Origin of the sequence: Burkholderia sp. AU31624 (genome assembly GCF_020420065.1) — a bacterium.
Classification (GTDB): domain Bacteria; phylum Pseudomonadota; class Gammaproteobacteria; order Burkholderiales; family Burkholderiaceae; genus Burkholderia.
The window spans coordinates 100,201-112,796 of the sequence record NZ_JAIZRT010000001.1; the positions used below are offsets into that span (position 1 = coordinate 100,201).

A 12,596-nucleotide genomic window follows, 5' to 3' on the forward strand; every position below is an offset into this window, starting at 1 on the left:
TCGTCTCCAGGGTATTGTTCAGACAGGCCGCCCGCATCGAGGCCGGCCTTCAAGGGCATCCGGCGTTATCGCGTATTCCGCGTCGCAAGAAAATCGAGGCATTCCCGATTGAAATAGTCGGCGTGTTCCACCATCACCCAGTGGCCGCACCGGTTCATCAGCACGAAGCGCGCGTCGCGGCAGCGTTCGAGAAACTTCAGCGCGCCGCCGACCGGATTGAAGCGATCGTCCGTGCCCCAGAAACCGAGCACCGGCGTACGCAGGTCGCGGAGTGCGTCGGTCAGGTTCGGCACGCTCATCGTCGACAGCACTTCGGTCGGCTGCTCGACGCACACCTTCATCCGCTCGGCGACGAGCGCGTCGGTGACGATCGCCGGATCGTGCACGAGCAGCGTCAGCAGCTCGCGCATCGTGTCGTCATTCATCTGGCGGTGGGTGAACAGCTGCACCATCCGCTGGATGCCTTCCATCCGGAAATAGGTGTCGCGATCCTCGACGCCGCCCGGCGCCATCATGATCAGGCCGTCGACTTCGTCCGGGTAGTCGAGCGCGTACTTCAGCGCGATCGCGCCGCCGAGCGAGTTGCCGAGCAGCACGGCCGGGCCGATGCCGAGCGCGGTCAGCTGCGCATGCAGCGCGCCGACGAAGAAATCGAGCGTATAGGCGACGTCGGCGGGCTTCGACGACTGCCCGTAACCGGGCAGGTCGACGACGATCGCGCGATAGCCGGCCGCCGCGAACGCGGGCACGTTGTGCTTGAAGTTGCTGAAACCGCTGGCGCCCGGGCCGCTGCCATGGATGAACACCACCGGCCGGCCTGCGCCCGCCTCGTAGTGGTGCAGGCGCAGGCCGCCCGGCACGTCGGTGAAGATGCCGGCCGGCGGCGTCGTGGGGATCGTCATCGCGGGTTGTCTCCTTCGTCGTTCGATGGCTGTCTGCCACGATGATTGCGCCGCCGGTGCCGGCCGGCATCATCCTTTCAGACTACGAAGCCGCGCGCGCTTCTTCCTATCATCGGCCCACCGAAACGGAGGCAACGATGAACGGATTCGACTACAGCGGCAAGACGGTGCTCGTGACGGGCGGCACCAAGGGCATCGGGCGGCGCATCGCCGAACGGTTTCTCGCGGCAGGCGCGCGCGTATTCGTCTGCGGACGCAGTGCGCCCGACACGCCGCCGTCGGCCGACGGCCGCACGGCGACCTTCGTCGCGGCCGACCTGCGCGACATCGAACAGGTCGACGCGATGCTCGCGACGATCCGCGCGGCGGCCGGCCGCCTCGACGTGCTCGTCAACAACGCGGGCGGCTCGCCGTTCGCGCTCGCGGCCGATGCGTCGCCGCGCTTCACCGAATCGATCGTGCGCCTGAACCTGATCGCGCCGCTGCAGCTCGCGCAGCGCGTGAACGCGCTCATGCAGCCGCAGCCCGAAGGCGGCGTGATGCTGTTCATCGCGAGCGTCAGCGCGTCGCGGCCATCGCCCGGCACGGCCGCATACGGCGCCGCGAAAGCCGGCCTCGTCAACGCGGTCACGTCGCTCGCGGTCGAGTGGGCGCCGCGCGTGCGCGTGTGCGCGATCAGCCCGAGCCTCGTGCAGACGGAATCGGCCACCGAAGGCCACTACGGCGACGGCGATGCGCTCGACGCCATTCGCGCGACGATTCCCGCCGGCCGGCTCGCGACACCCGACGACGTCGCCGCCGCGTGCCTGTTCCTCGCGTCGCCCGAAGCGTCGTATACGTCAGGCGCCAACCTGCGGCTCGACGGCGGCGGCGAACGGCCCGCGTTCCTCTCCGCCGCGCAGGCCGCCGCGCGCTGAATCGTTGCCAGTCCTAGGGAAGTCATCTAGTTCATTTTGACGATTCCCTGCTACCGCGATCTCCCTACTCTGCCTCTCACGACAACACACAGTCGACCGTCGTCGATACCCCAAGAGGAGACACCATGCATCAACGGATTTCGCGCCGTACCGACACGCGGGCAACCGCCACGCTGTCGACGCTGGCCGCCGCGCTGCTCGCGTGTGCCGCTCCCGGCGCACATGCAGGCAGCACGATCGAGCTGGGCGCCGACACGACGCTGGACTACACGTTCACGCTCAGTTACGGCCTCGGCATGCGCACCCGCGCACCGAGCGGCAATCTCCTCACGCCGGCGAACATCAACGGCGACGACGGCGACCGCAACTTCGCGAAGAACAAGCTGATCGAGAACCAGGTCAGCCTGCTCGGCGAAGTGAACCTGAAGCACGACGACTGGGGTGTGTTCGTGCGCGCCGACACGTTCTACGACCAGGCGTATCGCCGCCCGAACTACAACGACGCGCCGGGCACCGTGAACCAGTCGGGCCAATACAACAACTTCACGAGCGATGCACGCTACTGGTCGGGCGGCCACACGACGCTGCTCGCCGCATACGCGTACAACACGTTCAGGATCGGCTCGACGAGCCTGAACGTGAAGGTCGGCGACCAGGTCGTCGCGTGGGGCGAAAGCCTGTTCTTCCCGAACATCGCGGGCGCACAAGGGCCGTCCGACGCGACCAAGTCGTACATGGCCGGCGCCGAAGTGAAGGACATCCTGCTGCCGGTGCCGCAGATCTCGACGCAGTGGCAGATCACGCCGAACTTCAGCCTGCTCGGCTACTACCAGTTCTCGTATCAGCAGAACCGGCTGACCGCGCCCGGCACGTACTGGAGCTATTCGGACGTCACGGGCCCCGGCGCGCAGTTCATCATCGGCCCGGGCGGGATGATCATTCCGCGCGGCCCCGACGACAAGCCGAGCGCGCGCAACCAGTGGGGGATCGGCGCGCGCTTCCGCGTCCTCGGCGACACCGAGCTCGGGCTGTACCACCTGCACTACAACGACATGAACCCGAGTGTCGTCACGACCTACTTCCCGACGCTCCAGTACCAGCAGAAGTATTTCAGCAACATCAAGCTGACCGGCGCGAGCTTCTCGACGCAGGTCGGCCCGGTGAACGTCGCCGGCGAAGTGTCGTACCGCCAGGGCGCGGCCGTGCTCGTCAACACGCCGACCGGCCCGCAGTCGACCCGCGCGAACGTGCTGCAGACCAACCTGTCCGGCATCTACTCGATCGGGCCGAGCTTCCTCGCGAATTCGCAGTCGCTGATCGGCGAACTCACGTATGTGCACGCCGGCAGCATCTCCGAGCTCGACGGCTCGACCACGCTCGCGAATTCGCGCAATGCGCTCGCGATGGAGATCGCGTGGACGCTCAGCTACAAGAACGTGTTCAACGGCTGGGATCTCGACGTGCCGCTGACCTATACGCACGACCTGACGGGCACGTCACCGCTCGCCGGCGCGCTCGGCTCGCTGACGGGCCAGGGCGACCATCGCGTGACGGCCGGCGTGACCTTCACGCGCCTGAGCAACCTGCAGCTGTCGCTCGTCTACGCGAAGTTCCTCGGCTCGCCGAACCCGGTCACGCGCCCGCTCGCGGATCGCGACTACGTGCTGGCCACGGCGACCTACCACTTCTGAGCGGCCCGGCCGCTCGTCATTCAGCACTATGAGGATCGATATGAAACGCATTCATCTCCCCCTCCTGCGCGCGTCGGTGATGGCCGCGTGCGCGGTCGTCGCGACGGCGTCGTACCCGAAGGTCACGCCGGACGACCTGAAGGCGCTCGACGGCCCGCTGACGCCGATGGGCGCGGTGCGCGCCGCGAGCAAGGACAGCGGCGTGCCCGAGTGGTCGGGCAAGTGGCTCGGCACGCCGCCGGACGTGCAGTACAAGCGCGGCAGCCGCTACCCCGATCCGTTCGCGAGCGAGAAGCCGGTCGCGACGATCACCGCGGAGAACATGGCGCAGTACGCCGAGCACCTGACCGACGGCCAGAAGGCGATGTTCAAGCGCTACCCGGCCACGTTCAAGATCATCGTCTATCCGAGCCATCGCGACTTCCGTTACGCGGATGCCGTGTACAAGGACATCCGCACGTACGCGCCGGATTCGACGATGACCTCCGACGCGAACGGCCTCACGAACGCGCCGCCGACGGTGCCCTACCCGATCCCGAAAACGGCCGCCGAGCTGCTGTGGAACCAGCGCTTCTCGTCGGCGATCGGCGCCGAGCAGGCGACCTACGACCAGGCGGTCGTGTACTCGGACGGCAACATCGCATGGGGCAAGGTGCGCTACGACATCTACTCGCCGCGCAACGCCGGCAAGTACGACGTGAAGAGCGACCTGAACAACCGCACGTACTACCGCAACGCGACGGAGCTGCCGCTGTCCGACCGCGGCTCGCTGATCGTCGGCTTCACGAACTGGGACAAGGCCGGCGCGGACAACTCGTCGCGCACGTGGATGTACAACCCCGGCACGCGGCGCGTGCGCCAGGCGCCGGAATACGGCTATGACCAGCCGCAGGGCCCGGGCGGCTTCCGCACCGTCGACGACGACCGCCTGTACAACGGCCCCGGCGACCGCTACGACTGGAAGATCGTCGGCAAGCGCGAGATCTACGTGCCGTACGACAACTACAAGGCGATGGACAGCTCGGTGAAGTACGCGGACCTGCTGACCAAGGGCCACGAGAACCCGTCGTATATCCGCTACGAGCTGCATCGCGTGTGGGTGCTGCAGGCCACGCTGAAGAGCAATTACCGTCACCAGTACGCGAAGCGCGTGCTGTACATCGACGAGGATTCGTGGATGACGCTGCTCGCCGACAACTACGACGCGCGCGGCCAGCTGTGGCGCACCAACGTCGCGACGACGCTGTACGCGTATGACGCGAAGGTGTTCTACCCGGGCGTCGTGTTCTTTCACGACCTGATCTCCGGCGCGTACATGGCCGACCGCCTGACGAACGAAGGCCCGATGCCGAAGCTCGACAACAGCCCGCAGTTCAACGAGGCGTACTTCTCGCCGGACGCGATCCGCAGTTCGGGTAACTAAGCAACCCGCCGACGCGGCGCGCCCGCGACCCATGCGCCGGAGCCTCGCTCCGGCGCCCGGCGCCGCCCGCGACGGCGGCCTGTTCCATTCGATTCATTCGAGATTCTAGGGCCCTTTCATGTCTTCCCGCCTGCATACGACGCTCGGCGACGAGCTGTACGCCGCGTGGCACGCGCGTGCGCCGGTCGCGCCGCTGTCGAGCCGCCCGCGCCGCCTGTCGCTCGACGACGCGTACCGCATCCAGCAGCGCTTCATCGAACGCCGCATCGAACACGGTGAGGCCGTGGTCGGCAAGAAGATCGGCGTGACGAGCCAGGCCGTGCAGGACATGCTGAACGTGCGCCAGCCCGATTTCGGCATCCTGCTGTCCGGCATGCACTACGCGGCCGGCGAAGCGATCGCCGCCGATTCGCTGATCGCGCCGCGCGCCGAGGGCGAGATCGCGTTCATCCTCGCGCGCGACCTGCGCGGCCCCGGCATCGACCGCACCGACGTGATCGCCGCGACGGCCGCCGTCGCGCCCTGCTTCGAGATCGTCGATTCGCGCATCCGCGACTGGGCGATCCGCATCGAGGACACCGTCGCCGACAACGCATCGTGCGGCGTGTACGTGCTCGGCGATGCACGCGTCGATCCGCGCACGCTCGATCTCGCCGCGTGCGAGATGACGATCGACAAGAACGGCGAGCCCGTCGCGCACGGTCGCGGCGACGCGGCACTCGGCCACCCCGCCGACGCGGTGGCGTGGCTCGCGAACACGCTCGCCGCGTACGACGTGCCGCTGCTCGCCGGCGAGATCGTGCTGTCGGGCTCGCTCGCGAAACTGATTCCGGTCACGGCCGGCGACGCGCTGTCGATGCACATCTCCGGCATCGGCAGTTGCGACGTCCGCTTTATCTAAAGGAACAATCCTGATGAAGAAAATCAAATGCGCACTGATCGGGCCCGGCAACATCGGCACCGACCTGCTCTACAAGCTGCGCCGCTCCCCGGTGCTCGAACCCGTGTGGATGGTCGGCGTCGATCCGGCGTCCGACGGCCTCGCGCGGGCGCGCGAGTTCGGCCTCAAGACCACCGACAAGGGCGTCGACGGGCTGCTGCCGCACGTGGCCGCCGACGACATCCGCATCGCGTTCGACGCGACCTCGGCGTACGTGCACCGCGACAACTCCGACAAGCTCACCGCGCTCGGCGTGAAGATGATCGACCTGACGCCCGCCGCGATCGGGCCATATTGCGTGCCGCCGGTGAACCTCGACGCGCACCTCGACAGTGCACAGGCGAACGTGAACATGGTCACGTGCGGCGGCCAGGCGACGATCCCGATGGTGTACGCGGTATCGCGCGTGCAGCCGGTCGCGTACGGCGAGATCGTCGCGACCGTGTCGTCGCGCTCGGTCGGCCCCGGCACGCGCAAGAACATCGACGAATTCACGCGCACGACGTCCGGTGCGATCGAACAGGTCGGCGGCGCACGCAAGGGCAAGGCGATCATCGTGATCAACCCGGCCGAGCCGCCGCTGATCATGCGCGACACGATCCATTGCCTGACCGACGGCCCGCCCGACGTCGATGCGATCACCGCGTCCGTGCATGCGATGGTCAAGGAAGTGCAGCGCTACGTGCCCGGCTACACGCTGAAGAACGGCCCCGTGTTCGACGGCAATCGCGTGTCGGTGTTCATGGAAGTCGAAGGGCTCGGCGACTACCTGCCGAAGTACGCGGGCAACCTCGACATCATGACCGCCGCCGCGGCCGCCACGGCCGAGCGTTTCGCCGAACAGATGCTGGCCGCGACGGCCGCCACCGCTTGAGTTGAGGAGCCACGCAATGTCACTTGCAGGCAAGAAGATCACCGTCCACGACATGTCGCTGCGCGACGGGATGCACCCGAAGCGCCACCAGATCACGCTCGACCAGATGCGCAACATCGCGCGCGGGCTCGACGCGGCCGGCGTGCCGCTGATCGAGGTCACGCACGGCGACGGGCTCGGCGGCGCGTCGGTCAACTACGGGTTTCCCGCGCATACCGACGAGGCATACCTCAGCGCCGTGATTCCGGAGCTGAAGCAGGCGAAGGTGTCGGCACTGCTGCTGCCGGGTATCGGCACCGTCGAGCATCTGCGGATGGCGCACGCACTCGGCGTCGGCACGATCCGCGTCGCGACGCACTGCACCGAGGCGGACGTGTCGGAGCAGCACATCGGCCTCGCGCGCACGCTCGGGCTCGATACGGTCGGCTTTCTGATGATGGCGCACATGTCGTCGCCGGCGCAGCTCGTCGTGCAGGCGACGCTGATGGAATCGTATGGCGCGAACTGCATCTACATTACCGATTCGGCCGGCCACATGCTGCCGGATGACGTGACCGCGCGGATCAGCCAGGTGCGCGACGCGCTGAAGCCGGAGACGGAGCTCGGCTTCCACGGCCACCACAACCTCGCGATGGGCGTCGCGAACTCGGTCGCGGCGGTGGCCGCCGGCGCGAACCGGATCGATGCGGCCGCGGCCGGCCTCGGCGCCGGCGCGGGCAACACGCCGATGGAAGTGTTCGTCGCGGTGTGCGACCGGATGGGGATCGAGACGGGCGTCGACGTGTTTGCGATCTCGGACGTCGCCGAGGATCTCGTCGTGCCGATCATGGACGCGCCGATCCGCCTCGACCGCGATGCGCTGACGCTCGGCTATGCGGGCGTCTACTCGTCATTCCTGCTGTTCGCGAAGCGCGCGGAAGCGAAGTACGGGATTCCCGCGCGCGACATCCTCGTCGAGCTGGGGCGGCAGCGGCTCGTCGGCGGGCAGGAGGACATGATCGAGGACGCGGCGCTGACGATGGTGCGGGCGCGGGAGGTGGCGGCCTGAACCTACGCGGCCGGCATTTGTCCGGAAGCAACGGCAAACGGGGCGCAAGCAGCGTTTTCATTTCGGATGCGCGGATCGAGTCCCCTCGATCATGCATCGCCCGTCGACTTCAGCGATGCTTCCCGCCATGCCGCTTGCGCCGATGCGCTTCACGCGCCTGCAACAGCGACGGCATCAGTTCCTCGATGTATTGCCGCGCCTGGCCGCGCGTCACGATCTCGCTGAAGCGCTGATGGGCCTTGTCATGGCCGACCAGCGCCGCATGCGCTTTCTTCAGGATGTGCAGAAACGCGATCAGGCTCGTGCCGTCGCGCACGGGCAGCGCGTCGCGCGGGTCGAAGGCCGGTGTCGTACTCATGATCCGATCCTTTGTGGGCAGTCGGTGCGGCACGTCGGGGAGACGAGCGCCAGCAGGTCATTCGCGAGGCGGTCGCGATCCGTCAGCGGCGCGAGGCCGAACAGCCGCTCGAGCGTCGCGGCAACCGACGTATGATCGTACGGCGTATGGTCGACCTGCCCGGCCGCGACCCACGGCGAAATCACGATCGCCGGCACCCGCACGCCGTACACGTCGAACCCGAAGCCGCTCGCGTTCAGCGTCGCCGCCGCGCCGTCGTTCGGCGGCGGCGCGACGCCCGGCCTGACCGAATCGTAGAAGCCGCCGTGCTCGTCGTAGCAGATCACGAGCAGGCTGCTGTTCCACACCGGCGATTGGCGGATCGCGTTGTACACGCGCGCGGCGAGCTGGTCGCCACCGGCGAGGCCGTCCATCGGGTGTTGTGAGCTGCCGTTCTGGTAAGTGCCGTGCACGATGTCGCCGTAACCGGGCTCGATGAACGTGTAGCGCGCCGTATAGCCGGCCGCGAGATCGGCCTCGAAATGGGCGAGGTCGTCGATGTCGAAGAAGCTGATGCCCTTCAGCGACGCGACCTGCGGCACGTGGCCGAGCGGGTCGCCGGTCTGGTCCTGGTAGATGCGCCAGTTGCCGTCGCCGAGCGCGGCGAAGATCGACCCCTTCGGATACGGAAAGCCGTTGAACGCGTCCCATCCGGCCATTTCTTCCTTGGTCGGCGAATGGTCGAGCCCGGCCGACGACGCGCCGTGCAGGAAAAAGCGGTTCGGCCAGGTCGGCCCCGGCATCGACGCATGCCACGCGTCGCACAGCACGAACGCGTTCGCGAGCGCGTGCAGCGACGGCGCCTGCGTCGCGATATCGACGCCCTGCATGATCTTGCCCGCGTCGGCCGGCTGCGGCGGCGTGCCTTCGGAATGCGAGGTCGCGTAGTTCGACACGAACCCGGTGTTGACGACCGGCGGATACGGCTGCCCTTTCACGAACGGCACGCCCGCGCCGCACAGCTGCTCGAGCACGTCGGTGAATTCGTGGCACGGATCGGTCGGCATCCGGTCGGGCGCGCCGCCGCCGAACGGATAGACCGCATCGCCATACGCGTTGCTGTTGCCCGGCGACGCGGCGACGATGTCGGGATAGCCCGACAGCGCGAACAGGTGATCGAAGGAACGGTTCTCGAGCATCAGCACGAACACGTGCTGGATGCGGTCCTGAACCGACGGGGATGCGGGGGCTGCGTCTGCACTCATGGCGCCTCCTGGCGTCGCGCGACGAAAGTCCTGCTGGCACGGTCGTTGGCCCGCTGAAAGCTGCTGAAGGGATTGAAAGCCACGGCGCGGGCCGCGAATTGCCGACGAGTGTACGACCGCGCCGGCCCGCGCGTAAAGCCGCACGCGAACCGTGTGGCGGTGTGCGCGTTCGACCGCTTGCCGGCCCGTTGCACGAGGCCCTCCAAGACTAGGGCGTCGACCGTTTCAACTTCATCGTCGACCGTACGAGCAGGTCGCATCACGCGCCGATCGCCGAGACGACCGACGATGACGATGCGTTTCGCCGGCTCGTGCGATTCGCGACGGGGGAGTGTCGGCGCGCTGGGCCGACGTGAAGCTGCGGCAGAACCGCGCGCGCGTGGCGCCGGCTTGCCGGCTCGCGTATCTCGACATGCTGACCGGCACGGATTTCGTCGACGACATCCGCGGGCTCGACACCCGCTTCCGGGTGATCGTCGGCGACAAGGATCCGGGGCTCGACGCAGCGGCGATGCAGGCGACGTTCCTCGCGCGGCATCCGAACGCGCGGCTCGTGACGACACCGAATTGCGGGCATTACCCGATGCAGGAATGTCCGCCGTATTTTGCGATGATCGTCGAGGATTTCCTGCGGGACGCGGCCGCCTGCGCGTTGCGCACGCGCGGCGGCCGGTAAAGGCGGTATTGGCCGCCGCGGCCTGACGATGCCGGCGGCAACCGGCGGACGGCACGCGATGTGTCGTCCACCCGGTTCGTCCGGCTTCGTCGGCCGGACGGAATTCGATCGGCGAGGCGGTGCGGCATGCCCGCGCCGATCGTTGCCGCTTAACGGCGCGGTTGGCCGGTGCGCGGCGGACGCGGCGAATTCGCGTCCTTGTGACGGAAGTTGATGCGACCCTTGGTGAGGTCATAGACCGACAGTTCCAGCGTCACGCGATCGCCCGCGAGAATGCGGATGTGGTTCTTGCGCATGCGGCCCGACGCGTACGCGCCGACCACGACGCCGTTTTCCAGCGTGACACGGTATTTGCTGTCCGGCAGCACTTCGTCGACGATTCCGTCCAGTTCCAGCAGTTCTTCTTTTGCCAAACCAATTCCTCCAGACAAGGTAATTGACCGCGGCCGCGGCGATCTGCCCGGCGCCGTGCCCCACAACGGGACGGCGGCCGGCAGGCTGCCGGGGATCGGTTCGTTCAGACGGGCCCAGGGCCTGTCTTGCGATCGGAGCCCGGCGCGTTGCGGCGTTCAGGCGGTCGGTGGCGGCGGCGCATGGCGCGCCGCGCAAGTCGGGACCGCGCCTGCAACGGCATGGCGGCGGTCTGCTCGGGTTGATGCGTTGAAGCGGTGATGCGCTCGCGAAGCGGCGGGCGCTTCACGAGGGCGTTGCGTCGCACGCGGGTCGCGCATGCGATGAAGGAGGCGTCACGACCGATGCATCGCGGATGTCGCGATGCATCGGTCGTGCGCATCGGAAACGCGCCGGCTGCCGCCAAAGCGGCGCCCTGCGCGCCAATCCATCCGGCAGCGGCCACCGCGTGGCGGCCGTTGCCGATGCGACTTACTGCGGCGTGATGTTCGACGCTTGCAGACCCTTCGGGCCGCGCTTCACTTCGAAGCTGACCTTCTGGCCTTCGGCCAGGGTCTTGAAGCCCGTGCCGCGAATTTCCGAGAAATGGGCGAACAGATCGTCGCCGCCGTTGTCCGGGGAAATGAAACCAAAGCCCTTGGTTTCGTTGAACCACTTGACGGTACCGGTATCCACAAATACTTCCTTAATACAAATGACGAATAATTGAACATGCGCCCGCGACGGGCACATAAAGAATCAAAAGAGGGAGAGACCAACGACCGCCGCACGGAGTGCGGCCAATGATGAGCAATCGAACTTCTTGAACACTTCGGTCATGGACACTACGCGCGAGCGGCCGTTTCGTCAAGTCTTTTTGATGCGATGCACAAGCATGCCCGCCGTCTACGCCTTATGCGGCGGGCGTTGCGGGCCGACGGGACGCATTTCGATGCGCCCCCTTTTTCAGCCGGCCCGCCGGGTTTTTACTGCGGCTCGAACACGTGATGCAGCGCCGGCGGCGCGGCGCCTTCGCGAATCCGCATTTCGAATGCCTTGCGCGCGACGCTCGTCGGCCGCACGTCCGCCACGTCCAGATAGAACTGCGAATACCAGTCGCGCATCTGGTACAGCGGCCCGTCGCCTTCGCACAGCAGCGGGTTGTCGATCCGCGTCTTGCTGTGCCAGATGTCGACGTCCTCGTAGAACGCGCGCTGCGCTTCCTTCACGTACGCGTTCGCGATCTCCATGTTTTGCGCGTCGGTCAGCCCGGCCACCTTCTTCACGATCACGCCGTAACGCAGCTCGAAGCTGTTCATGTCGATCGGCACGTGGCAGTTCAGCAGCACCGAGTGGATCGGCTGCCCGCCGCTCTGCCCCGTCATCTGCGTGATGTGCACGGCCGGCCCGAAATACGTCGACAGCGCGGTCAGCGCATCGCCGCCAAGCTTCTCGCTGCGGCCGACCATCAGTTGCGTCGCCTTGTGATCCTCGAACAGGTTCGCGAAATAGTCGATCGGCGCGCGATGCACGGTCGCGAAGTGCGCGACGTCCGAGATGTTGTCGACCAGCTCGCGGCAGTTGGCCTGGATCACCATCGTGTCGACGACCCAGTCCGACCATTCGTCGGAGAAGCACACGTCGAGCCGCGGAATCGCGACTTCCGGCGGCGGCGCGTTGCCTTCCGGGTCGTTCCACACGAACAGCAGGTTGTTTTCCTCGCAGGTCGGCCAGGCGCCGATGCGCGCCTTCGGCGGGATCCGCTTGCAGTACGGGATCGATGCGCACTGCCCTTCGCCGCTCCACGCCCAGCCGTGGAACGGGCACACGAGATGGTCGCCCTGCACCGTGCCGAGGCTCAGGTCGGCGCCCATGTGCGGGCAATACGCGTCGACGACGTTGACCTTGCCGGTCGAATCGGCGAACGCGGCGAGCTTGCGGCCGAACGCGTTCAGCGTGTGCGGCTTGCCGTCCTTGAAATCGCGGGCGAGCCCGAGGCAGTGCCAGCCGCGCGCATAGCGCTGCGCGAGCGGCTGGGCTTCGATCTTGTAGGGGCGTGCGGACATGTGGGTTGACTCCTCTTGTGGAGAGCGCACGGCGGCCCGCCGCGCGCGGGGGAAATAGGGGCGCCGG

The 12,596-nt window shown here is 67.2% G+C and carries 13 protein-coding genes; 7 read left to right on the forward strand and 6 right to left on the reverse strand.

Translation table 11 applies throughout. From position 1 onward, the window contains the following. Positions 1-65: 65 nt before the first annotated feature. The gene (locus LGM89_RS00475) at positions 66-902 is read right to left on the reverse strand and encodes an alpha/beta fold hydrolase (protein ID WP_226271939.1); all 837 of its coding nucleotides are present in this window, start codon (positions 900-902) and stop codon (positions 66-68) included. Positions 903-1,039: 137 nt separating this feature from the next. On the opposite strand from LGM89_RS00475, the gene LGM89_RS00480 reads away from it, so the two are divergent. From LGM89_RS00480 to dmpG, 6 genes are all read left to right on the forward strand, one after another. Beyond that, positions 1,040-1,819 (forward strand): SDR family oxidoreductase, encoded by a 780-nt coding sequence (locus LGM89_RS00480; RefSeq protein ID WP_226271940.1) that lies wholly within the window; start codon positions 1,040-1,042, stop codon positions 1,817-1,819. Between the two features lie 125 nt (positions 1,820-1,944). After that, positions 1,945-3,510: a DUF1302 domain-containing protein gene (locus LGM89_RS00485; RefSeq protein WP_226271941.1), complete on the forward strand. Its 1,566-nt coding sequence runs from the start codon at positions 1,945-1,947 to the stop codon at positions 3,508-3,510. Positions 3,511-3,550: 40 nt separating this feature from the next. Then, entirely contained in the window at positions 3,551-4,933 is a 1,383-nt protein-coding gene (locus LGM89_RS00490) for a DUF1329 domain-containing protein (protein WP_089496849.1), read from the forward strand. Between the two features lie 118 nt (positions 4,934-5,051). Then, a complete protein-coding gene (dmpE, locus tag LGM89_RS00495; protein WP_226271942.1) occupies positions 5,052-5,834 on the forward strand; it encodes a 2-oxopent-4-enoate hydratase in 783 nt (260 codons plus the stop codon). Positions 5,835-5,847: 13 nt separating this feature from the next. Beyond that, positions 5,848-6,747, forward strand: a complete 900-nt coding sequence (locus LGM89_RS00500; protein WP_046547936.1) for an acetaldehyde dehydrogenase (acetylating) — start codon at positions 5,848-5,850, stop codon at positions 6,745-6,747. Between the two features lie 16 nt (positions 6,748-6,763). Then, a complete protein-coding gene (gene dmpG, locus LGM89_RS00505) occupies positions 6,764-7,795 on the forward strand; it encodes a 4-hydroxy-2-oxovalerate aldolase (protein ID WP_089496847.1) in 1,032 nt (343 codons plus the stop codon). Positions 7,796-7,904: 109 nt separating this feature from the next. On the opposite strand, the gene LGM89_RS00510 is transcribed toward dmpG, so the two are convergent. Both LGM89_RS00510 and LGM89_RS00515 read right to left on the reverse strand, forming a co-directional pair. After that, positions 7,905-8,153 (reverse strand): hypothetical protein, encoded by a 249-nt coding sequence (locus tag LGM89_RS00510; protein WP_089496846.1) that lies wholly within the window; start codon positions 8,151-8,153, stop codon positions 7,905-7,907. Beyond that, positions 8,150-9,397 carry an alkaline phosphatase family protein gene (locus LGM89_RS00515; protein ID WP_226271943.1) on the reverse strand — a complete coding sequence of 416 codons (1,248 nt, stop codon included), beginning with the start codon at positions 9,395-9,397 and terminating at the stop codon, positions 8,150-8,152. The genes LGM89_RS00510 and LGM89_RS00515 overlap by 4 nt, the downstream gene beginning before the upstream one ends. A 331-nt stretch (positions 9,398-9,728) precedes the next feature. On the opposite strand from LGM89_RS00515, the gene LGM89_RS00520 reads away from it, so the two are divergent. Continuing rightward, complete coding sequence (locus tag LGM89_RS00520) at positions 9,729-10,073, forward strand: alpha/beta fold hydrolase (protein WP_226271944.1); 345 nt, start codon at positions 9,729-9,731, stop codon at positions 10,071-10,073. Between the two features lie 149 nt (positions 10,074-10,222). On the opposite strand, the gene infA is transcribed toward LGM89_RS00520, so the two are convergent. The 3 genes from infA to LGM89_RS00535 all read right to left on the reverse strand — a co-directional run bounded on the left by infA (position 10,223) and on the right by LGM89_RS00535 (position 12,529). After that, the gene (gene infA, locus LGM89_RS00525) at positions 10,223-10,486 is read right to left on the reverse strand and encodes a translation initiation factor IF-1 (protein WP_011355053.1); all 264 of its coding nucleotides are present in this window, start codon (positions 10,484-10,486) and stop codon (positions 10,223-10,225) included. Positions 10,487-10,955: 469 nt separating this feature from the next. Continuing rightward, positions 10,956-11,159, reverse strand: coding sequence for a cold-shock protein (locus tag LGM89_RS00530; RefSeq protein WP_006483056.1), 204 nt, complete (start codon positions 11,157-11,159; stop codon positions 10,956-10,958). A gap of 290 nt (positions 11,160-11,449) precedes the next feature. Beyond that, positions 11,450-12,529 (reverse strand): Rieske 2Fe-2S domain-containing protein, encoded by a 1,080-nt coding sequence (locus LGM89_RS00535; RefSeq protein ID WP_089496843.1) that lies wholly within the window; start codon positions 12,527-12,529, stop codon positions 11,450-11,452. Between the last annotated feature and the right edge of the window lie 67 nt (positions 12,530-12,596).